This is a genomic window from Mesorhizobium sp. WSM3868 (assembly GCF_002294785.1).
GTDB lineage: Bacteria > Pseudomonadota > Alphaproteobacteria > Rhizobiales > Rhizobiaceae > Mesorhizobium.
Genome location: NZ_NSGB01000001.1, coordinates 180,824 through 203,863 on the forward strand (window position 1 = coordinate 180,824; position 23,040 = coordinate 203,863).

16 protein-coding genes are annotated in these 23,040 nt (G+C 64.0%); 13 read left to right on the plus strand and 3 right to left on the minus strand.

The window, feature by feature from the left end; all coding sequences use genetic code 11:
- From tssL (CK221_RS00875) to CK221_RS00905, 7 genes are all read left to right on the plus strand, one after another.
- Entirely contained in the window at positions 1-1,335 is a 1,335-nt protein-coding gene (gene tssL, locus CK221_RS00875; protein ID WP_095776303.1) for a type VI secretion system protein TssL, long form, read from the plus strand.
- A complete protein-coding gene (gene tssM / locus CK221_RS00880) occupies positions 1,335-4,877 on the plus strand; it encodes a type VI secretion system membrane subunit TssM (RefSeq protein WP_095776304.1) in 3,543 nt (1,180 codons plus the stop codon). Before tssL (CK221_RS00875) ends, tssM (CK221_RS00880) begins: the two co-directional genes overlap by 1 nt.
- Positions 4,859-5,398 carry a type VI secretion system-associated protein TagF gene (tagF, locus tag CK221_RS00885; RefSeq protein ID WP_095776305.1) on the plus strand — a complete coding sequence of 180 codons (540 nt, stop codon included), beginning with the start codon at positions 4,859-4,861 and terminating at the stop codon, positions 5,396-5,398. The genes tssM (CK221_RS00880) and tagF overlap by 19 nt, the downstream gene beginning before the upstream one ends.
- Positions 5,398-6,495 (plus strand): DUF2169 domain-containing protein, encoded by a 1,098-nt coding sequence (locus tag CK221_RS00890; protein WP_095776306.1) that lies wholly within the window; start codon positions 5,398-5,400, stop codon positions 6,493-6,495. Before tagF ends, CK221_RS00890 begins: the two co-directional genes overlap by 1 nt.
- Positions 6,492-7,517, plus strand: a complete 1,026-nt coding sequence (locus CK221_RS00895; RefSeq protein ID WP_095776307.1) for a 3-oxoacyl-ACP synthase — start codon at positions 6,492-6,494, stop codon at positions 7,515-7,517. The genes CK221_RS00890 and CK221_RS00895 overlap by 4 nt, the downstream gene beginning before the upstream one ends.
- Positions 7,514-8,581: a PAAR-like domain-containing protein gene (locus CK221_RS30620; RefSeq protein WP_245430552.1), complete on the plus strand. Its 1,068-nt coding sequence runs from the start codon at positions 7,514-7,516 to the stop codon at positions 8,579-8,581. Before CK221_RS00895 ends, CK221_RS30620 begins: the two co-directional genes overlap by 4 nt.
- 62 nt (positions 8,582-8,643) lie before the next feature.
- Positions 8,644-9,543, plus strand: a complete 900-nt coding sequence (locus CK221_RS00905; protein WP_095776308.1) for a hypothetical protein — start codon at positions 8,644-8,646, stop codon at positions 9,541-9,543.
- 56 nt (positions 9,544-9,599) lie between these two features.
- On the opposite strand, the gene CK221_RS00910 is transcribed toward CK221_RS00905, so the two are convergent.
- Genes CK221_RS00910 through tssI form a run of 3 tightly spaced genes read right to left on the minus strand, consistent with a single transcriptional unit; the run spans position 9,600 to position 12,700 of the window.
- Positions 9,600-9,938, minus strand: coding sequence for a hypothetical protein (locus CK221_RS00910; RefSeq protein WP_095776309.1), 339 nt, complete (start codon positions 9,936-9,938; stop codon positions 9,600-9,602).
- A complete protein-coding gene (locus CK221_RS00915) occupies positions 9,938-10,363 on the minus strand; it encodes a DUF6484 domain-containing protein (RefSeq protein WP_095776310.1) in 426 nt (141 codons plus the stop codon). Before CK221_RS00915 ends, CK221_RS00910 begins: the two co-directional genes overlap by 1 nt.
- Positions 10,364-10,372: 9 nt before the next feature.
- Positions 10,373-12,700: a type VI secretion system tip protein VgrG gene (gene tssI, locus CK221_RS00920; protein WP_095776311.1), complete on the minus strand. Its 2,328-nt coding sequence runs from the start codon at positions 12,698-12,700 to the stop codon at positions 10,373-10,375.
- Positions 12,701-13,008: 308 nt separating this feature from the next.
- Here tssI and tagH point away from each other — a divergent pair, with 308 nt between their 5' ends.
- The 6 genes from tagH (at position 13,009) to CK221_RS00945 (ending at position 23,015) form a co-directional block, all read left to right on the plus strand.
- Positions 13,009-14,091, plus strand: coding sequence for a type VI secretion system-associated FHA domain protein TagH (gene tagH, locus CK221_RS00925; protein ID WP_095776312.1), 1,083 nt, complete (start codon positions 13,009-13,011; stop codon positions 14,089-14,091).
- A 205-nt stretch (positions 14,092-14,296) separates the two neighbouring features.
- Positions 14,297-14,479: a hypothetical protein gene (locus CK221_RS30625; RefSeq protein ID WP_245418631.1), complete on the plus strand. Its 183-nt coding sequence runs from the start codon at positions 14,297-14,299 to the stop codon at positions 14,477-14,479.
- Positions 14,480-14,612: 133 nt separating this feature from the next.
- Positions 14,613-15,908, plus strand: a complete 1,296-nt coding sequence (tssL, locus tag CK221_RS00930; protein ID WP_245430553.1) for a type VI secretion system protein TssL, long form — start codon at positions 14,613-14,615, stop codon at positions 15,906-15,908.
- Positions 15,909-15,933: 25 nt separating this feature from the next.
- Entirely contained in the window at positions 15,934-19,464 is a 3,531-nt protein-coding gene (gene tssM, locus CK221_RS00935; protein ID WP_179295052.1) for a type VI secretion system membrane subunit TssM, read from the plus strand.
- Between the two features lie 153 nt (positions 19,465-19,617).
- Positions 19,618-20,382, plus strand: coding sequence for a protein phosphatase 2C domain-containing protein (locus CK221_RS00940; RefSeq protein WP_095776315.1), 765 nt, complete (start codon positions 19,618-19,620; stop codon positions 20,380-20,382).
- A gap of 5 nt (positions 20,383-20,387) precedes the next feature.
- Positions 20,388-23,015 (plus strand): serine/threonine-protein kinase, encoded by a 2,628-nt coding sequence (locus CK221_RS00945; RefSeq protein WP_095776316.1) that lies wholly within the window; start codon positions 20,388-20,390, stop codon positions 23,013-23,015.
- Positions 23,016-23,040: the final 25 nt, after the last annotated feature.

Below are 23,040 nucleotides of genomic sequence, written 5' to 3' on the forward strand. Positions count from 1 at the left end.
ATGAGCCGGGATGATCCTTTCGGACTGTCGGAGGATCGCGAACGCACGCGCATCAGGCTGACGGGCGCTTCGCCCCGGCCGATGGCGCCGCTGGCGCCGGGCGCGCCGGTGAAGCGCGCGCGCGCCCATCCCAATGTGCTGATCAATAGCTTCGCGCCGCTGCTCGAATTCGCGCCGGAGTTGGAAAGCGCGCTGGCGCCGGAGAACCCGGAAGTGCTGCGCACGCGCCTGCTCGAGGAGCTCGTGCGCGCACGCGATGCCGCGATGGCCGCGGGCTCGTCGCTGGAGCGGGCCGATCAGGCCGCCTGGGCGGTGGCGGCCCTGCTCGACGACCTCGCGCTCAACACGCCTTGGGGCGGCGCCAGCGCCTGGCCACGCCAGCCGCTGGTGGTGATGCTGCGCGGCGACGTCGATGCCGGCACGCAGTTCTTCTCGCGGCTCGACGAACTGGAGAGGCATCCGAACCGCGACCGCGAAATGCTGGAGTTGCAATATTATTGCCTGGCGCTCGGCTTCCGTGGCAAATATCGCGTGCCTGGCCGCGCCGGCGACCGTTCGCTCAATGCCGTTCGCGTGGCGGCGGCGCGCTTCCTGCGCAATGCCGACGCCGAAGATGCGCCGCTGTCGCCGAACTGGAAGGGCGTGATCGCCTCGGACGAGCCGCAGCGCTTCATCGTACCGATCTGGGTGATGGCGCTGGCGGCCGTGGTCATCGCCGCCGCTGCTTATGTCGGCCTGTCGATGGGGCTGAGCAGCCAGGCGGTCGAGCTCTCCGCCCTGGTCCGCGCTTTGCCGCCGCCCTCGCGGGGCGACGTCACCCGCGCCGCGCCCAAGGTCGACGCGCCCGAACCCGAGGCGCCGCAGCCGGAACCGGTCGATTTTGCGCTGCTGCCTGAATTCAAGGCCGAGGCACCGGATGGTCTCAAGCCGGCGCTGAGCGGCACCGAGAGCGTGTCGCTGGCCAAGCTCGTCATCCAATCTTCCAATCCCGAACTGTTCCAGTCGGCGCGGCCGACACTCACACGGGGCTATGAGCCGCTGATCGAATCGATCGCCAAGGTGATCCTCGCCAATCAGGAACTGATCGGGAACGTCACGGTTGTCGGCCACACCGACAATGTGCGCCTGCAGAAATCCAACCCGCTTTCGTCGAACCAGCGGCTGTCGGAAGCGCGCGCCGAGACCATAGCCAACCTTCTGGTGCAGGCCGGCGTGCCGCAGGAGCGCATTCATTCGGAAGGCCGCGCCGAGACCGATCCGGTGGCCGACAACTCGACGCGCGAGGGCCGCGCGCTCAACCGCCGCGTCGAGGTCCTGGTCGAGAAGAGGCTCTGATGTTCATCCTGCGCTTCCTCTGGGCGGTTCTCACCTCGCGCTTCCTTTGGACGCTGATCGGCATCGCGCTGCTTTCGCTGCTGATCTGGGTGTTCGGCCCGATCGTCCAGGTCGGCCCGTATGCGCCGTTCGATTCCGACAATGTGCGCATCGCCATCATCGCCGGGCTGATCATCCTGTGGCTGATCTGGCTGATCATCGCGCAGCGCCGCGCGATCCGCGCCAACCGCATGTTCGTCGCCGAGATCGCCGCGCCCGTGGCGGAAAAGCAGCTCACTCCTGGCGAGGAAAGCGTTGCCGCGGTCGGCGCCAAATTCGGCGAGGTGATGGCGGAGCTCAAGCGACGCAAGCTCGGCGGCCGCAAATTCCTGCGCGAGATGCCTTGGTATGTCATCGTCGGACCGCCGGCCACGGGCAAGACCACGGCGCTGCGACAGTCAGGCCTCAACTTCCCGATCGATCTCACCGACGATCTGCAGGGCGTCGGCGGCACGCGCAATTGCGACTGGTTCTTCTCGGAGAACGCGGTGCTGATCGACACCGCCGGCCGTTACGTCCAGCAGGAAAGCCAGCCGGATGTCGACGCGACGGAATGGCTGGGTTTCCTCGATCTTCTCAAGAAGCATCGCGGCCGCCGCGCGCTCAACGGCGTCATCGTCGCGCTGTCGATCGATGTGCTTTCGGAAGGCGACGAAGCCATCAAGGCGCATGGCCGCAAGATCCGCCGCCGGCTGGCGGAGCTGAACGACCGCCTCGAAATCCGCCTTCCCGTCTATCTGATGCTGACCAAGGCCGACCTGATCAAGGGCTTCGAGGCCTTCTTCGGCGGTCTCTCGACCGCCGCCCGCGAGCAGGTATGGGGGACGACCTTTCCGCTCGATGCCCGCATCGACGCCAAGACCGTCGAAAGAGAGCTTGCCGCGCTTGCCACGGAGCTGGAGCGGCGGCTGGTGCCGCGCCTGGAGGACGAGGACAAGCTCGGATCGCGCGCGGAAATCTTCCGTTTCCCGGCCCAGCTCGCCAGCCTCTCCGAGCCGATCCAGGTGCTGATCGAGGCGATGTTCGGCGAAAGCCGCTACGAGGAAGCCGCCTGGCTGCGCGGCCTCTATCTGACCTCGGCGACACAGGAAGGCGCGCCGATCGACCGGCTGACGGCGGCGCTGTCCTCCACCTTCGGGCTGCCGCCGCGCCGCGCGATGCTCGCGCCGCGCGTCGAGAAGCGCAGCTTCTTCCTGCGCAATCTCCTGACCGAGGTCATCTTCAAGGAAGCGGGTCTCGGCACGTTCGATCCGCTGGCGCAGCGCCGCCGCGCCTGGATCTGGCGCGGCGCGGCCGCGGCTTGCGCGCTTGCCGCCCTGCTGTTGGGCGGGCTGTTCACCTGGTCCTATCTCGACAACCGCAATGCGATCACCGAGCAGGCCGGCCAGTTCGAGGCGCTGCAGGCGCCGCTGACCGACGTCTCCGCCACGCCGGCTTCGGTGGAGCAGCCGACGATGGACGGGGCGCTGGCCGCGATGGACGCGGTGGCGACGGCGCGCACCGCACCGCCGGATGCTGTCCACAATTTGCTCGGCCCGACCGCTTCGGCCGAGCTCGTGCGCGCCCAGACCGACACTTACGACCACGCGCTGCGCAACGTGCTCGAGCCGCATATGGTGGCGCTGCTCGAAGCCACGATGTGGCGGCAGATCCGCGATCCGGATTTCATGCTCGGCGCGCTGAAGACCTATCGCATGATGACCGGCCTGTCGCAGATGGACACCGACTTCGTGCAGAACTGGTGGGTGAACAGTCTGCCGGAATTCGCGCCCGCGCCGCCCTTCCCGACCGCCGACGCCGAACAGCACCAGCTCGCCGCGATCCGCCGAATGGCGGTTGACGACAGCTACATCGCCCCGGACAAGGAGCTGGTGGCCGAGGCGCTGAAGACGGTGTGTACCATCTCGCTGCCGGAGCGCGCCTACAAGCAGTTGCTTGCGGATCCGGAAGTAGCAGCCGTCAAGGAATGGGTGCCGGCCAATTTCGCCGGCCCGAACGGCGCCAAAGTGTTCGCGCGCCGCTCCGCCAAGACGCTGCGCGTCGGCGTTCCCGGCGCCTACACATATGCCGGCTTCCACGACGCCGTTCTCGATCGCGTCGAGGATGTGGCGGCGCAGGCGGCGCTCGATCGCGCGGTATTTGCCGGCGGCTGCTCGGAGAATGCCGAGACCTCGGTGTCGGCGCTGTCCGAAGACATTCTGAAGCTCTACTACGACGACTACATTTCGCAGTGGGACAGCTTCCTGCGCGACATGCGGCTGGCGCCGCTGACCGACCTCAACGTCGCCAGCGAAAATCTCAAGGACCTTTCGAGCGCCGATTCCGCGTTGAAACGCCTCCTCACCGCGGTCGTGCAGGAACTCGATCTCACCCGTTCCGACATGGCGCCGGCTGATGACAAGAACGGCGCCGCCGCCAAGAGCGGCTCGAAGCTGCTCTCCAAGCTCGGCAAACTCGGCAAGGTCGTGAAGACGGGAGCGAAATTACTACCACGCGCGGGCTCGGCCGAGCAGGTCGACATGACCGGCAGCCTGGTGGCCGAACATTTCAAGCCGCTCAAGGGCACGATCGCCGAGGTGGACGGCCAGCCGCCGGCGCTCGACGCAGCCGTGGTGGCGCTGACGGCGCTGTCCAATGTGCTGCAGACTGTGTCGGCCAACCCCGACCCGCAAGACGCCATCAAGAAGCAGGGCGGCCTGGCCGAGCTGACGGGGGCGGTCGCAAGACAGGCGCAGATCCTGCCTTCGCCGATCAACGACTGGCTGGGCGGGATTGCCGGCGACACCAGCGGCCTGTCGCAGAAGGCGGTCACCAACGAGCTCAATGCCATCTGGCGCGCCGATATCCTGCCCTTCTGCCAGGCGGCGCTCAACAACCGCTATCCGTTCAGCCCTGAGAGCGCGGTCGACGTCAATGTGCGCGACTTCCAGCGCCTCTTCGGCCCCGCCGGCCTGATCGACGCCTTCATCAACGACCATCTGATCAACTATGTCGACACCGCCAGCCAGCCGTGGAAATGGCGCGCCGATTTCGGCCTCGACGCGGCCGCGCTGGCGGCGTTCGAGCAAGCGCGGCACATCCGCGACGACCTGTTTCCCGGCGGCACCGGCCCGGTGATGAACTTCACGCTGGAGCCAAAGGACCTGTCGCCCAACGTGGCGCGGGTGACGCTCAACCTCGATGGCCAGAACCTCGTCTACTACAACAACGCGACCCGGCCGCAGCCGATGACGTGGCCCGGCAAGGACGGCACCGGCGTGATCTCGCTCGCCTTCCAGCCGGTCGACGGCTCGCCCGAGGTGATGCTCAACGAGACTGGCAGCTGGGCGTGGCTGAGGATGCTGCGCGGCGGCAAGTTCGCCGGAACCAACCTTTCCGACGTCTATAGCCTGCGCCTCGGCACGAAAGGCATGTATGCCGATTTCGAGCTCAAGGCGGCCAGCGTCGAGAACCCCTACACACTCGAGATGTTCAAGAAGTTCACATGTCCGCCGCAGATATGAGCACCGGCTTCTACGGCAAGATGCCTGCCACCGGCGATTTCGTGACGCGGCGGCTGCCGGGCGATTTCGTGCGCATCTGGGACCGCTGGCTGGCGCAGCAGATCGTCCCGCTGTTTGGCCACGATGCGTGGCAGACGGACACTGCCTTGCGCTTTCTCGCCGGCCCCGCCTCGTTCGGCGCCTCGGCCGGCGTCATCGTGCAGAGCGCCGACAAGGTCGGCCGACAGTTCCCGCTCAGCGTCGTCGCACGGCTTGCCGAGGCGCCGCTCAGGCTGGCCTATTCGGATGCCTGGTTCGACCGCATCGAGGAAGCGGCCTTCGCCGCGCAACGGGGCGAGCTGACGCCCGACGAACTGGATGCCGCGCTGGGCGCCCTGCCTGCCCCGGCGGTCGATGAGGATGGCGATGTTGTCGACGACCTCGTCATGTGGACCGCGCGCACGGATATCTTCGACGTCGACCCGCAGGCGCCGCAAAAGACGGTGGAGCGGATCTTCGCCGCTAGCTGGGAGACCAGCTGATGCAGATCTGGAACCAGCTGGGTTTTCCGCATCAGTTCACCATGGGCATGGACAAGGCCGGCCATGAGTGGATCGTGGTCGTGGTGAAGGGCACGTTCGATTTTCCGGAGAAGCCCGGCGGCCTCGTGCAGAAGTCGGCGGAGCAAGTTCCGCTGGTCATGGCTGACACGCATACCGGCGCGCCGGGTTACTCAGCGACGCTGTGGGAGACCGACTTCGCCTTCCGTAAGCCGCGCTGCGACGTGATTGCCAATGGCTGCGCCTATGCACCGGGTGGACGCCCGGCGGAACGGGTGCCAGTCGGCATCAAGGTCGGCAACTGGTCGAAGCTCTTCGAAGTGGTCGGCCACCGGGAGTGGCGGGCCATAGGTCCGGTCTTCACCGCAACTGCACCGCAGCCCTTCCTGAAACTACCGATCTCCTACGATTTCGCTTGGGGCGGCGTCGACCGGTTGGACCCCGAGGATCAGCTTCCCGCCAGCTACAAATACAACCCGGTCGGCACCGGCTGGTCTCGAGCCAAGAACCAGCGTTTCATTCCAGGCCTGCGGCTGCCCAATACGCAGGCGGTCAATGAAGAAATCCGCTCGCCCTTCGGCGACTACCAGCCGATGAGCTTTGGGCCGATGGGGCGAGGCTGGCCCGGCCGCATCGAATATGGCGGCACTTATGACGACCACTGGGCGAAGAACATTTTTCCGTTCCTGCCGCCAGACTTCGACGAACGCTATTTCCAGATGGCGCCTGAGGACCAGCAGATCGACCATCCGCGCGGTGGCGAAGAGGTGGTGTTGGTGAACCTGACGCCGGAAGGGCGCGTAAGCTTCCGGCTGCCCTCGACTGCGCTGCCGATGACACTGTTCAAGGGCAGGCAGAAAGCATACGAGGCCGATGTTTTCCCCGACACCATTCTCCTCGAGCCTGAGAAGCGCCGCTTTTCGCTGGTCTGGCGCGTCTCGCAACGCATCCAGCGGACTATCCTCGATTTCTCAGAATGCTGGGTCGGGCCGCCGACGCCGGCGATGTTGAGGGCCCGTGCAACGGGCCGCACCTATATTCGCGCCAACGGTACCGCGCCGGAGGAGGAAGAAGCATGACCTCGCCGATCGAGATCGTTTCGGTCGGCATGGTCACCGCAGTTGGCCTCGATGCACCTTCGGCCTGCGCCGCGATGCGCGCTCGGCTCGATGGGTTCCAGGAGACCCGTTTCGTAGGCTCGCCTGCGGGATGGCTTACCGGTGCACCCGTGCCGTTGCCACGTAGTTGGATCGGAGAAAGGCGAATGGCCCATTTCGCAGCCGGGGCGATAGCGGAGGCTTTCGAAATGCACCCAGAGGCGCGAAGTCAGACAGCTCTCATCCTTTGCCTGCCGGAGGATGATCGACCCGGTCGCCCAGTGAGGGACAATCTAGCTCTACTCCGCCGGATCAGCGAGATCGTCGAGATCGAACCCCATCTGCGTTCTCGCATTGTGGCTTATGGTCGTCCTTCCGGACATATGGCGTTCGATCAGGCCCGCAGACTCCTTGCATCGGATGAGGCTCCCTATGTCATGATCGCGGGCGTCGACAGCTATCTCACGGGAGCAACGATTTCCTACTATCTCAGCAAAGGCCGATTGATGACGGCGGACAACTCTGACGGCTTCATTCCAGGCGAAGCTGCAGCCGCGGTGCTGTGCGCGCGTCCGCAGCACAATGGCTTCAGGCTCTTCGGGCTCGGTCTTTCGCGCGAAGCGGCCTCGATCTACAACGACCGGGATTTGCCGATGCGGGCGGACGGCATGACAGCTGCCTACGATGCGGCCTTCCAAGAGACTGGAATCGATATGAACCGGCTCGGCTATCGTATCGCCGACCTGATCGGGGAGCAGTACTGGTTCAAGCAGACCGCGCTCACCTCAATCCGCCTTTTGAGAGGACGCCACGAATTTCAGGATTTGTGGTCGCCCGCGGAGTCTCTAGGCAATGTTGGCGCCGCAGCCGTTCCAATTATGGTCGGGATGGCTTGGACAGCAGCCCGGAAAGGGTATGCCGCCGGCAATCCGGTTCTCATCGAGGCATCATCCGACGCAGGCGCCTGCGGTGCTGCCGTGTTCGCCTACGGGAGAGCGGCATGACCGTGTATGCGAATGGCCTTGAGATCGCGTGCAAGGCGCAGGCCAACCAGGTCATCGCGGCTTTTCCCTACGTCTGCTTTACCCCGCCACAGACTCCGGCGACCCCACCCGGAGTTCCGGTTCCCTATCCAACGTTTGGAATGGACAGCGACACGGACAACGGAACCGGCACCGTCAAGATTGGCGGAAAGACCGTCACGCAGAAAAATAAGTCCTACTATACGAAATGCACCGGTAACGAAGCCGGTTGCGCGCCCAAGAAGAACATCATCACCTCGGTGAACACGGGCAAGGAATACGCCCACGCCTGGTCCGGTAACGTAAAAATGGACGGCGAACCGATCAGCCGTTTCTCCGACATTTCGTCGAACGATCATGCCTCGCCTACCGCCGGCGGACCTCCGATGCCCAAGGTGGCTTCGGCCACGGTGGCGACCTTCAAATGCTCCGATCTCGAAATCAAGCCGTACAAGGAATTGGAATGCCCTGAAGGCTACGAAAAGGAGCACACAGTTGAAGTTCAGTTCTTCACGGCCGAAGGTGTGCGAGATCTAACTTTGGACTGCTGCAAGGATTACGATGACAAGGAAGCGCCTTGTATCTGCATGAAGGCGAAATGGATGGCGGGCGAAGCCGCTAAGGCGAAGGCGGCAGGCGCGCCGGGCAAAAAGGTGGTCGGCAAGAAGCGCAAGACCCCGCATAACCTCAAGTCGGCGGATGCCCGCAATTGGATGAGCAGCAATCCGTCCGGAAAGCTCGGTGACTTTACCGACACTTGCGTGAACAGCACAGTGAAGAATTTGGACGATCCGAAAATTCCGGCTGCCGTGCACGCTGCCGCTACCGAATGCCTGAAAACTGCCAACATGGAATACATGAAGAAGGCCATGAATAAGTCCGAGAAGGAGGTGAAGGACAAGAAAGCCTGCCATGCGACATGCCCCAAAGCAAAGGATCAGGCCCGTCTTGTACAGGTAGCCAAGAAGCGCCTGAGGAAGGCAGCGGGCGGAGAGCCCGTTGTCGTCACCGCGGCTGATGTCGCGCCTTCGAAAGTCTCCTGCTAGCACGAGTGCTTTCTCCGTTACGACCGCAACGAAATCTCTGTGGAGGATAAACCATCATGAGGATGGACAAAGAAGACCTCGAGGGATTTGCGACCGATCCTGATACCGACATCGAATGCCTGCAGGTCGCACCGTTGAGTGATGGCAAGACCGCGATCCTGTTTTTGCTCAGCGATGCCGACTACGTCACAACGGTTTCGGCAATTTTCATCGTCGAGAACTTCGATCCCAGGAAGGCGCGGGGCTTCCTTATAACCAGCGAATGGCTGATGGCGCTGTCGGCGTCGCCTTCGGGAGAATTGTTCGCGTTGGAGGCTACCACCTGGATCTGGCGGTACGCTGGGGCCAACTGGACTCGAGACAAGGTCAGCCAGCAGAGCCTCAGGCAGGTCTGGGCCGAGGACACTGGCGGTCCTATAACCGTTGGTACGGATGGGGTCGCCTACCGGCTGGCAGGCCAGCAATGGCAGGCTATCACCCCACTTGCATCGAATGAGTATCTGGACGTTCACGGGCATCCCAAGCATGGCATATACGCCTGCGGCGAAATGGGCACCATTCATCAACTTGTGGGTACCGGCTGGCGCCCGCTCGAACTGCATCGGCACGACCGGCTGCGCGGCATCGACGTCGCACCCGACGGCAAGATACGCGTGGCGGGTGACGATGGTGTCTGTCTGCGAATTGCGAACGATGAGATGATAGAGATCGCCGCTGCCGCGGACATGACATATCTTTCAGTGCGGAGCTTCAAAGGCGAGGCCTATTGGGGCGACGAGGCAGGTCTCAACATCGAGACGGCCAACGCGCTTCAACATTTCAAGGACACCGGCATCGCATCCGACCTTCGTACCGATGGAGACTTCCTTTACGTTGCAGGCATCGATACGGCCTGGCGTTTTGATGGTCGAAAATGGAAGACGCTGACGCTCGTCTATGACGACGGCCTTCGCCTGATCTGACGCTGAGGGCCGGCTCGGCTGGCTGCCATTACCGTGCTCCGCGAGGCTGTCGCTCGTTAATAGTGTCCGTTCGTTGACAGATATGACCGCACTTTGGCGAGATCCAGTTCGGCAACTCGCTTGGGCGCGCCGTTCACCAACATCCGCAAGACGAACAGTTCGCCAGATTCCGGGTATTCGGCATAGAGCGCTTCAGCGATCTCACGTCCCACTTCGCCAGCCACCCGAAGGCCATCGAGATGAGCATCGAGCCGCTCCACAAGTCTGGCGAGCCGCTCTCCGTCCATATCGGGGTTCTCATGGGGGTGCAGCAGGTGGCGATCGTAGACTGTCCAGAGAAACGCCGCCATTTCGGCGTGCTGTCGGACTATCTCGCGCAGAACGACCTTGGCCATTAGTTGAGATTCACGGATCCCCCACGAATGCGGTTCGTGGCGCTGGCATGGCTCGTTACATAGGTGCCGCGGATGGTGATACGACCGTCTTTTTCCATGATGATTGTTGCCTTGCCGCAGCGAAGCTCGATGCGCTCGTCCGCCGTGATGCGCATATGTTCTCCGTCGCGAATGACGTGTGGCGCATTCGGTTTGGTCGCTGAATCAACTATCCGGCCCACAATCAGCGGTCGACCTGGGTCGCCATCCTGAAACAGCAACGCTACCTCAGCGCCGATCATGTCGGAAGTCAGTTCCGCAAGGCTTCTCGCCGATACGGCAGTCTCCTTCGGATTGCCTGGAAACACCACGAGAGGTGAATCCTCGCCGAAACCCAAGAAGAGGCCTATCACCACGCCTTCAATCCGTTCTTTTGTCGCCGCCATGGTGCACCCTCAGTTTTGCTTTATCTCGGAACCCTTCATTGTAATGTTGCCCGAGGCCTTCACATTGATCTTGCCGGACCCTTTGATAGTTATGTCATTGCCCTCGATGGTGATGGTACCGTCCTTCTTCATCGTAATCGCTGCAGATCCGCATTTGAGCGCAATCGAATCGCCGGCCTCGAGCAAAAACGTCTTGCCGACATTGATTTTCCCGTCGTCGCCGATTTGAACCATGCTCGCTTTCGCGATCCGCAACTCGTGGGCGCCTCCCACCTTGGTCCCGTCATCAGTGGCGATTTCGGTACGCCTTCCCTTGCCGATCTTCGACTTCTGATCGCCGGCGATGTTAACAGTTTGGCTGCCGCCGATCGTCACGTCCTGATTTGAAGCGACATTCCAGCTGTCGTCGGCACCGATCTGATGACTCTGTGCCGTTCCCACAGTGACAGATCGCGACGCGCCGATCGTGTTCGTCTGCGAAGCGCCCACGGTCCTCGCCTCAGCCGCCCCAACTGTATCCATACGCGCGGCTCCCACCGTCACCGTCTGCACCAGCCCCACCGTCTGCGAGTGGTTGGCGTCGATATTCTCCGTCGAATTCTCAACAATGTGGATGGTCTCATTCGCATGCACCGTCAGCGACCGGTTGGCGCCCACCGTTTCGGTGTCGTTCGACCCGATATTCGTCGTCTGGTCGACGCCGATCTTGACCGTCTTGTTATTGCCGACGTCCTCGTCGAGGTTGTGGCCGACGGAGTGCTTGGCGTCGTGGTCGATGCGGTCGGACTGGTCGTGCTGCACCAGCTTGTTGCGGTCGTGCTTGATCAGCAGGTGGTGGTCTTTCTGCGCCTGGAAATTGACCAGTTCGGAGCCCGCCTTGTCCTCGAACATCAGCTCGTTGTAACCGCCGCCGCCTTTCGAGGAGTTCGACTTCCAGCCCGACTGCGTCGCATTGCCCGGCAGCCCGTACGGCGGCATCTGCGAGGCGTTGTATACCCGGCCGGTGATGATGGGCAGATCCGGATCGCCTTCGATGAAGTCGACGATCACCTCCTGGCCGATGCGCGGAATCTGGATAAAACCCCAGCCGCTGCCGGCCCAGGTTTGCGACACGCGCACGAAGCAGGAAGAGTTCTGGTCCTTCTTGCCGAGGCGGTCCCAGTGGAACTGCACCTTCACGCGCGCATATTTGTCGGTGAAGATTTCTTCGCCCGAAGGGCCGACCACCGTCGCCGTCTGCGGACCGCGCATGATCGGCCGCGGCGTGATGCGCGGCGGCCGGTAGGGCAATTTGGTGGGCGCCACGCCGAGCACCACCTTGAAATTCTCGCTATGGGCCTCGTTCTGGGTCCGGTAGCCCGGGTCGAACAGCCGGTATTCGGCGCTGATCACCAGATAGTCCTGGTTCTGGTCGTCGCGCGAAAAGCTTTCCAGCTTGAACTTGCAGCCGGAGAAAAGGCCCCGCACGGTGCCCACCGCCGTGCTGCGCTGGTGCACCGCCTGGAGTTCCTCGCGGCGAATTCCCGCAATCGTGTCGCCTCGCCCGACGTCGAGATGCGCGCCGGGCTGACGGTAGTTCTCGCCCGCGGCCTCCTTGTGGCTGAACGGCTGGGCGGACTTCGCCATCAAATCCGCGCCGGGCTTCTCGAAATCAAAGTCGGTGTGGGCATAGGCCCCCGGCCGCACCGCGCTGCCGGGAATCCATTCGGTGATGTATTCGACGTCGCGTCGCGAGCCCTGGCCCTCGAAATTGTAGAGCACCTTCTCATAGCCGGGCGCTGCCTTCAGCTTGCTCATCGCGTCGCAGAGCACCAGGGTATGCTTGCCCTCGTCATGCTCGAAGAAATAGAAGATGCCCTCGTGCTCGAGCAGCCGTTGCACGAAATCCAGATCGCTCTCGTCATACTGGACGCAATATTCGCGCTGCGGATAAGACCCTTGCAGCCGCTTCTCGAATTTCGCGATGCCGTATTTCGAGAAGATTTTCTCGACGATCTCGACCGCCGTCATATTCTGAAAGATGCGGCAATCGGTGGTGTTGCCGAGGAACCAGAGCCATGGCCTGACCATCGCCTCGTAAAAGGCGAGCCTGTCCTCGATGCGGATGAGCTTGAATTCCGACACAAGGCCGCTGAACCAGCGTTTCGGATCGGATTCGCCCTCGACCGAAACGACGCCGCCCAGCATCTTCAGCGGATCGACGTCCTGGCTCTTGGAGACGAAACCGACCGTATAGGCGAAACAACGGCTGATCTCGTCGCGCCCGACGAGATGGGTGAAGGTCAGCACATCGCCGCCGACGGGTGTCTGCACAACCGTGGCGCGTTCGTTCGGCATGGGTCGTGCCCCTCCTGGACGCGGCCGCCAGTATGATGGATTGAAGCCCCCGCTATGTTAACCGCATCACGTTCGGGAACTTTTCGCACCCACCGCACTGGACCTTTTTCAGCCTAGCACATGTTTGGTGGCGGCCAAACAACAGCTGTGGCTAAACCCGCCAAGCGCCGGTGTGAAACGCTCCTGTCCCGCCGCGCTCGCAAGCTGCTAGAATGCCAGGGCAATTCCCGGAACACCGCATAGCGATTTTCCGTTCGGAGTTGCGTGAAGAATAAGCATTTGTTGACCAAGTTCGGCGACGCTTCCGGATGTTCATCTCGCTCCAGATCAGCAATGTCGACAGGCTGCCATCCGGCGCCGCCGCGAGCTACGCCGCCCGCGACCGCAGTTTCGAGATCGGGCGCGAGAATTGCGACTGGACGCTTTCCGATCCGGACAAGATCATCTCGGGCCGGCATTGCGAAGTCCGCTTCCAGGCGGGCGGCTTCTGGCTCTACGACATCTCGCGCAACGGCACTTTCGTCAACGGCTCCAGTCAGCGCATGGCCGGTCCGCATCGGCTGGCGCATGGCGATCGGATGCTGATCGGCCGCTATGTCGTTGCGGTATCAATTGACGAGGAAGGCGCCGCCGCCGGCCACCCGCGAACCCGGCCAGCGTCGACGCAACGCGAACTGCCGCCATCGACGGGCAGACCGCTGGAGCTCGGCAAAGAGCCCTTCTTCAGTCGGACGGAACAGCGGCCCGGGACGGGAGCGGCATCGACATCTTCGGCGCTGCGGCCGCCCCCAGCGCCGGCGAAGCCGGGTAGCCAGCCGGCGGGAACCGATATGCTGCTGCAGGATATCGCAAGGGCGGCCGGCATTTCGCCCGACCTGTTTCAATCGCGCGATCCGCATGAGGTGGCCGCCGAGATCGGTACCGTGCTCAGAACCACGGTCGAGCAACTGTCGCTGCTGCTTAAGGCGCGCGCGGCGGCCAAGGTGCTGGCCAAGAGCGCCAACCGCACGATGATCAGCGCCGAAAACAACAACCCGCTGAAATTCGTTCCCGGCACCGACGACATACTGGAGATCATGTTCGCCAAACGCCGGACCGGCTATCTCGACGCCGCGCACAGCGTCGAGGACGCCTTCCGGGACCTCAAGACGCATGAATTGGCAACTTACGCCGCCATGCAGGCAGCGCTTTCCAGGCTGCTCGACGACCTGTCGCCGGAAGCCATCGCCAGGAAGCTCCCGCCGGCCTCCTTCTCATCCAAGAAGAGCCAGGCGTGGGATGCCCTCGTCGCCACCTGGCGGACGATGGAGGAGAAGCATGAAAACGGCATGCTCGACGTCTTCCTGGTCTATTTCAGCGAAGCCTATGCCAAGGCCAGCAAGCAGAAGTAGGTGGACCCGGGCTATGTGACGGGTCTCACAGAAGAAAGCGCTGCTTCGAGCATCCTGCTTTCCGATTTCAATCAGCTGCCTGTACGGTTAGGATAGCGTACGGAAGCTTGCCTGGCGGGCAAAGCGGCGTGGCTTGGGGCGTGTGCAGCAATGTCATGTTTCGGCGAGATGAGCCTTTCCATCCGGCCCGCCCCCAAAGCTCGGCTTGAAAAGCCGCAAGCCGACCTCATTTCCCGTCAAGGAAATGTTCGCCGCGCCGCGACGGTGGATCGCCGATGAGTTCGAAGGACGATCCCTCCCGGCCGGCGGACAAGACCGTCATCCGAGCGCCACGGCCAAGACAACGCTCGCCCGCGGCTCCCGCGAGTTCTTCTTCGGCTGGCGCTGAGCCCGCTGCGCCACCCGCCAGGGAATCGACGGTTTTCGACGCCGGTGTCGGCAGGCGGATGCCGACAGGCTGGTCCTCCGGAACCGTGGTCGTTCAAAACGCGGTTCCAGGGGCTGCAGCGGCGGCACCCGCATTGCAACAGGAAATCCTGCTCAGCGCCGCGGATGGCGTGAAATACGCCGCGGCAAATCCAGTCCTCGCTGCGGCGGCGCCCTTGCTGGTGCTGTTCAGCCAGCTGCGGCTGATGCCGGTCGAGCGGCAGGCGGCCCCTTTGGCAGAGCACATCACCGAAGCGATCGAGACTTTCGAGCGGGAGATGGCGAAAGCCGGCATCGCCGAGGAAGACGCCCGGATTGCTAAATTTGCTGTATGCGAAACCGCCGACGATTTGGTCGCCAACCTGCCCTGGCCGAAGGACGACGGCTGGAGCGCGCACAGCCTGGTGGCTCGGTTCTTCCACACCAAGCCCACCGGCGCCGGTTTCTACGAGGCGCTGAACAAGATCCTGGGCCGGCCGGAGGGTCATAACGACCTGCTCGAACTGATGCATGCCTGCCTGTCGCTCGGGTTCGAGGGGCAGTATCGTGGGAGGGTCGGCGAACGGGACGCGCTCGAACGCGTCCGGCGCGACGTCTACGACACGATCCGCTATTTTCAACCGCGCGCCGGGGACGACATCTCGCCCCATTGGCAAGGCATGGCGGCGGCGTTGTCAAAGCCCCAGGCGCGGCTGCCGCTATGGGCGGTCGCGGCCGCCGCCGCGACCCTGGTCACGGCGGCCTTCTTCGGACTACGGATCCTGATCACCGACGAGGGCGACGCAACAGCCGGCGAATTGCTGGCGCTCAATCCCTCGACGCCGGTCACCATCGAGCGCGCGAGCGTCGCTCCTGTTGCCGAGCCGGCGGTACCCGCCCCGCCGGAAGCCACCCCGTCGCCGCCTGCCCTTCCCACCGTCACCCAGATCGACGTTCCCACCATCACCCAGATCGACCGCATCCGCGCCGCGCTCGCCAACGAAATCGCCGGCGGCGGGCTGACGGTCGGCACAAAGGGCAACTTCATCGTGGTCGAAATCAGCAACCAGCTCTTGTTCGCGCCCGGGCAAGCCGAGCTGAAGCCGGAGTTCCAGCCCATTGCGGCGGACATCGCCACGGCTCTCAATGCCGAGCCCGGACCGATATGGATCGTCGGCCACACCGACAATGTGAAGCCGAAAAAGTCGAGCCAGTTCAAATCGAACTTCGATCTTTCCGTCGCGCGCGCCAAAGCCGTCCAGGCGATGGTGGCGAACGAGCTCAAGGACCCGTCGCGGGTCGCGGTCGACGGCAAGGGCGAGGACGAACCGATCGCCGACAATGCGACGGCTGATGGCCGCGCCAGAAACCGCCGCATCGACGTGATGATCCCGAAGGAGGAGACGTTGTGAGCGCGCGCGGCGTGGAGCGGCACTGATGCGCTGGGTGCTGCGGCTGTTCAGCCTGCTCGCGCTTGCCGGCTTCTCGGCTGCGGTCTGGTATGCCGGGCCGCTGATCCGGTATGCCGATACACGTCCGCTCGGACCGGTCTGGCTCCGGACAACGATCATCGGCGTGGCCGTCGCGCTGCTCGCGCTCTTCTACGGCATCCGCTTCTGGCAAGCGCGCAAGGCGCAGAAGGCGATTGAGACGGGCATCGTTCGCAGCGGCGACCGCAACGACGATTCAGGGGTGCTCGAAGCGCGTATGAGCGAGGCCATCGCGACCCTGAAGCAGTCGAGCGGCAGGCGCAACTTCCTCTATGAGATCCCCTGGTACATCATCATCGGCCCGCCGGGCGCCGGCAAAACGACGGCGCTGGTCAATTCGGGGCTGAAATTTCCGCTTGCCGGCTCCGGCAATGCCCAGCCGCTGGCCGGAGTCGGCGGCACGCGGTCCTGCGACTGGTGGTTCACCGAGGATGCCGTGCTGATCGATACGGCCGGCCGCTACACGACGCAGGATTCGGATGCCGAGCGCGACAAGGCGAGCTGGCTCGGCTTCCTTGGACTGCTCAAGAAGTACCGCACCCGGCAGCCGATCAACGGCGTGATCCTCGCCATCAGCGTCGCCGATCTGATCGGCTTCGACGACCAGCAGCTCGATGCGCATGTCACCGAGATACGAAGCCGGCTGCGGGAGCTGCACGAGACGCTGAAGATCCAGTTCCCGGTCTACCTGCTCTTCACCAAGGCGGACCTCGTTGCCGGCTTCATGGACTATTTCGGCGATTTCGACGAGGCACGGCGGCGCAAGGTCTGGGGTGCGACGTTCCAGACCACCGACCGCAACAGGAACATGGTCAGCGAAACCTCGGCCGAGTTCGACGCGCTGGCCAGGCAGCTTGCGGACGAGATCGCCGACCGCCTGCAGGACGAGACCGATCCGGTGGCGCGCATCGCGATCTTCGGCTTCCCGGCCCAATTCGCCGCGCTGCGAACCCGCGTCGTGCGGTTCGTCACCAGCCTTTTCGATGCCTCGCGGGCCCACGTGAATGTCAGCCTGCGCGGCCTCTATTTCTCGTCGGGCACGCAGGAAGGAACACCGATCGACCAAGTGCTGGGCGCGATCGGCCGCAATTTCGGCAGTGCTTCGCAGGCGCATTTTTCCGGTACCGGCAAGAGCTTTTTCCTGCATGATCTTCTGGCGAAGGTGATCTTCCCCGAGGCCGGCTGGGTCTCGTTCGACAGGACAGCGGAGCGGCGCGCCAGGCTCGCCAGGTTTGGCAGCCTCGCCGCAATCGCATTGGCAGCTTTTGCAGCGCTCGGCGTGCTGGGCCTCAGCTACTTTGCCAACAAGTCGCTGATCGGCTCCACGAGACAGGCGATGGCGCAGTATCGCGACAGCGCGGATTCGCTGCTCAGGAGCACGACAGTTACCGATGTCGACCTCGAGAACGTCATCGGCCCGCTCGATCAACTGCGCAACCTGCCGGCGGGATATGAGACCGCCGGCCAAACGAAGCCGATCGAGGAGAGTTTCGGGCTCAGCCAGCGGGAGAGGCTTCTGTCGGCGTCCAAATCCGCCTATCGGCAGGCGCTGGAGCGTAGCTTCCGCTCGCGTCTGCTGGTTCAGGCGGAGCGCACGATCCAGGCCAAGATGGCCGACCCGATCGCGCTCTACGAACCGTTGAAGATCTATCTGATGCTGGGCGGCAAGGCGCCCAAGGTCGACGACGAGTTGATCGTCTCCTGGATGAAGCAGGATTGGGTGGAAAACCGCTACCCCGGCGAGAACAACCGCGAAGGCCGCGCGCAGCTCGAAAAGCATCTGCGCGCCATGCTGGCGCTCGACGATGCCTACGAGCCGGTGTTCGAGCTCAACCAGCCGCTGGTCGAGGCCGCGCAACGCTCGCTCGGACGCATGAGCCTTGCCGACCGCGCGTCGGCGCTGATCAGATCGGCGGTCTATGCGGCAAGGCTCCAGGATTTTTCCGTTGCCGCCAAAGCCGGTCCGGAGGCGCAGCTGCTGTTCGAACGCATGGACGGCGCAGAGCTCGCCGACCTTGGCGTTCCCGGCCTCTACACCAAGGCGGGGTTCAACGGTTTCTACCTGCCGCAGCTCTCGCGCATCGCGCAAATGCTGGTCGATGACCAGTGGGTTCTCGGCGGCGGCGGCGAGCAGGGCGGCATCGATCAGGACCTGCCCAGGCTCGGCCCCGAACTCATCGATCGCTACGGCAAGGAGTTCGCCTCCGCCTGGAACGGCGCGCTCGACCAATTGAAATTCAAGGCGATGCTGAAGGACAAGCCGCAATATATCACGCTCTCGGCCGCCGCCTCGCCGGGCTCGCCGCTGGACCGGCTGTTCACGGCCATTGCCGATGAAACCGCCCTGACAAAAGACGGCGCCGCCTTCGCAGGCGACACCGGAACGGCGCAGCAGGACCCGGTCGTTATGGCCAAGGGTCTCGCCCGCATCGGTCTGCAGATCGCCGGCGGCAAGTCGCAGAGCCGCGCCGGGGCAAGCTCGTCCGCCACGCAGAATGCCGGCGCCACCGTCGAGGCGCAGTTCAGGCCGTTCCAAGCGCTGGTGAGCGGCTCCAGCGGTCGCCGCCCGCTCGATGCGCTGACGCAAAACTTCCACGACATCTACCAGAGCTTGAAGCTGGCAGCGGATGTCCCCGCGCAGACGGAGCGCGTCAACGCGAACCTGAAGCTGCAGATTTCGACGATGCGCGCCAATGCCTCGCGCCTGCCCAAGCAGCTCGCGCGCATGGTCGACGCGACGGCGGACGAGTTCGAAGGCAATGTCGCCGAGACTTCGGTAGCCAACCTCAACCAGATGCTCGACGAGACGGTCACGCGCCCCTGCGAGGAAGCCGTCAACGGCCACTATCCCTTTGCCGGCGACGGCAGCGAGGAAATCTCTCTTGCCGATTTCGCCAAGCTGTTCGCACCGGGCGGCCTGATGGACCGGTTCTTTGCGCAGAACCTGGCGCCGCTGATCGACATGACAGGCCAGGACTGGACCTGGAAGCAGGAGGCCCGCTCCAGCCGCGACCTCGCCAAATCGACCTTGAAGGCGTTCCAGGCGGCGGCGGAAATCCGCAGCGCCTTCTTCCCCTCCGGCGGTTCGGCGCCGTCGGTCTCGATCACCTTCACGCCCTCCTCTCTGAACAGCGAGGTCGACAGCGCGGTGCTCAACGTAGATGGGCAGACGGTGCAAAGCACGCAGGCCGGCAATGCGCCGAGCACGGTGACATGGCCGGGCGGCGGCGCTTCCGGATCCGCGAGCCTCAGCCTGACGCCGGAGATGCCCGGCCGCGAGTCCGCCCTCAAATTCGAAGGGCCATGGGCTCTGAAGCGCCTGCTGGACAAGGCGAGCGTCACCAGCAACGGCGCCGGCGCCGAGGCGCGCTTCGTGATCGGCGGACGCGATGTCGCCTACAAGATGGAGAGCGGCTCTGGCGCCAATCCCTTCCTGCTCCCGGCGCTGTCCGGGTTCAGCTGTCCGAAGGCATTCTGAGATGGCGCCGTCATGGTCGATCGGATCGTTCCCGAGCAGCACCGTCTCTCGCCTTCATTTTGATACTCTAAAGTATGCGCTTGTGGCAAACTGGCCTGGGCACGCGGCCCATCGTTCGTCACAGAGGACGCTCGCGAAGCGCTTGGTGGCAAATTGAGCACTGTCGCCCTTTCCATTGAGAGTTTCGGCGTCAGCCACAAAGGCTGTGTGCGCGACCACAACGAAGACAACTATCTGGTCGAGCAACAAGCCGGCCTTTGGGTGGTGGCCGACGGAATGGGCGGCCATGAGGCCGGCGAGGTCGCTTCGGCCAGCATCGTCGACCACCTGGCGACGATCGGCATTGCGAGCTCGGCGCCGGACCTTCGCGCCCGTTTCGAGGACCGGCTGAGCCGCGCCAATGCCGAGATCCGCAACATATCGCGTTCGCGCGGCATCACCATCGGCTCCACCTTCGCCGCCCTGCTGGCCATGGAGGGGCGGTTCGCGGGCCTGTGGGCCGGCGACAGCCGCATCTATCTGGTACGCGGCGGCGCTATCTCGCAGATTTCCAGGGATCATACCGAAGTCCAGGAGCTGCTAGACCGGGGCATGATCAGCGCGGAGGAAGCGCTCACCTGGCCGCGCCGCAATGTGATCACCCACGCCGTCGGGGTCAGCGACGAACTCGAGATCGATTTTCAGCAAGGCGAGCTGATGCCGGGGGATATCTTCGTATTGAGCACCGACGGGCTCACCGCGCATGTCGGCGACGCGGAGATCGAAGCGGCGGTGAAGTCCGCGCCGCCGCAAGCCGCGTGCGAGAAGCTGCTGGAGACGGTGCTGGCGCGCGGCGGAACGGACAATGTCACCATCGTGCTGGTCAGGATCGGCGACGGACGCAACGGACCGCTCGATACGGATCGGTCCAGGGGCTGAGACAGATGAGCGACGACGACAGGACGCGGATTTCGCCGAACCTCGCAAATACCGGCGTCGGCACGCAGCTCAGCGGCATTTACGAGCTTGACGAGCGCATCGCATCCGGCGGCATGGGCGAAGTCTATCGCGGCCACAATATCCAGACCGGCGACCATGTCGCGATCAAGATCGTGCTGCCCGAGTTCGCGCGCGACCAAACCATCCTGTCGCTGTTCCGCAAGGAAGCCTCGATCCTCAACCATTTGTCGCATGACGCGGTGGTGCGATACCACGTCTTCACCATCGATCCGGGCATCGGCCGCCCCTACCTGGCGATGGAGTTCGTCGACGGCCAGTCGCTGTTCGATGTCATGCGGCGCGGCCCGATGGCGCCACCGGACGTGCGTCGGCTTTGCCATCGTCTCGCCTCGGGCCTGAGCGCCGTCCATCAGGCCGGCGCGGTCCACCGCGACCTTTCGCCCGACAACATCATCCTGCCGGGCGGCCGGGTCGAGCGGGCCAAGATCATCGACTTCGGCATCGCGCGCTCGGCGAATGTCGGCGGCGAGACGCTGATCGGCGGGAAATTCGCCGGCAAATACAATTACGTCTCTCCCGAACAGCTCGGCCTCTATGGCGGCGAGGTCAGCGAGCAATCCGATATCTACAGCCTCGGCCTGGTGCTGGCCGCCGCGCTGCGCGGGAAGCCGCTCGACATGAGCGGCTCGCAATATGAGGTCATCGAGAAGCGCCGCACCGTGCCGGACTTGTCGGACATCGATCCCGATTTCCGCGAGCTCATCGAAGCGATGTTGCAGCCGGATCCTCAAGACCGGCCCGCCAGCATGGCCGAGATCGCCAGGGCAACGCGCGACGACGACCTCGACGCGACCTTGCCGCCGCCCGGATCGTTTGCTCCGCGCGAACGATCCGGCTTGCCACGCGCCGGCTGGACGGCGTTGCCAAACTCCAGTCCCCCGGCTTCTGCTGCCTCCGACGAACCGCGTTTCGTTCCGCATGTGCGGCCTGCGCACCTGTCGCAACCGAGGCCGGCGGCGGCTCCGGCCAGTGCCTCAAACCGACCTGCGGAGCGAAAGCCCTCGCGGATCCCGGCTATAGCGGGCGGCGTCGCGGTTCTGGCAGTCCTGGCGGCGGCCGGCGTCTATTTGAGCGGCGCGTTGGTCACTCCGCCTGCCGTTGAAAAGCCTGGGCCTCTTACGCCGAAGCCGGCAGCAAAACCCGTCGCGGAAGCGCCCAAGCCGGTAGTGGAGGCATCGACGCCTCAGCCAGAGGCACCGCAACCTCGGCCGCAAGCGCCGGCCGAACCGCAGCCGGAAGCACCGAAGGCGGACAGCTCAGCCGCCGTTGAGCCGGCAAAGCCTGCCGCTCCGGCTCTGCCGCAACCGCAAGACACGACACAACCCGTCCAGAAGCAGGCCGAGACTGAGCAGAAGCCGACACAGCCTGCCCTATCGGCTGCGCCGCAACCGCAGGACAAGACCGCCCAGAAACAGGCGCAAGTAGAGCTCGGACAGAAATCCGAGCCGACACCGCCTGCCCTTTCAGAGAGCCTGGCCAAAAACAACCAGGCGAAAGCCTCGCAGCCGGCGGAGGCCGAACCGGCTCAGCCGTCGGTCGAGAACTTGCCGGCACCCCTGCCGAAAGCAGCGGAAAACCAAAAGCCGTCGAGCCCGACAGCGGAAGCTGCTGCGGCGCCGGAAGCAAAACCGCCGGCGACGAAACCGAGCGCATCCGACCTCGTCGACGCTCTGTCCAAATTGTCGAAGTCGAAGACGCCGGCGCCGCAAGTTAAGGAAAACCAAAATCAGGCGCCGGCTTCGACTGCGCGCCAGCCGGCAGCGCCCGAAGCGGCTACTCAGCCGGCAAGGCCGAAAGTCTCGACCACACAACCGGCACCACTGCCGCAGCCACCGCCGGCCAACAAGCCATCTCAAAATACCGACGTCGCAATCAATCTGCCAAAGCCCCAGGTTCCGCCGCCGGCAAACAAAACCGACGCGTTGGCTCAGCGCGCCTCCTGGGTGCGCGACTTCAGCGGCGGCAATTGCTTCTACGCGACCCTGACATCGGCAACGGGCACATCCGCGGCCATCGAGGGATTCGGAACCGCCGTGCAGCCTTTCGAGCAACTGCTTGGTGCGTTCCAGTCCAGGTTCAACGTGGAGCCGGACATCAGCGTGCGCCTGATTACCCCATCACAATGCGGCGTACCCACCTTCCTGCACCTTCTCGACCGAAGCGAGGCTGAACGACCGCAGCTCATGCTCGACCGGACATCGGTGCCTGACGGATCACCTATCAGCGGCACGCTGGTGACGCGCGGGGGGCTCATCTCCAGCGTGTTGCTGATCAACCACAATGGCACCGCCTTCAACCTCGACAGCCGCATGGTCGCGCAGCCGGACAGGGCGACCTTCAAGATCGCCATCGATCTCGCCGCTGACGACAAGGCGGCCGGCAAGGCTTTGCCTCAGGTCATCCTGGTGATCACCGGGCCACGGGACGTCCAGGCCGCGATGTTCGCGGGCCCGACCCCCGCCTCGGAAGTGCTGCCCCGGATCCTTAAGGAGATCCAGGCGGACGATTCCGGATTTTCGGCCACCGCCAAGTATTTCCGGCTTGGCGGATAGCGCGGACGCCGATGGTTCTCTGCCG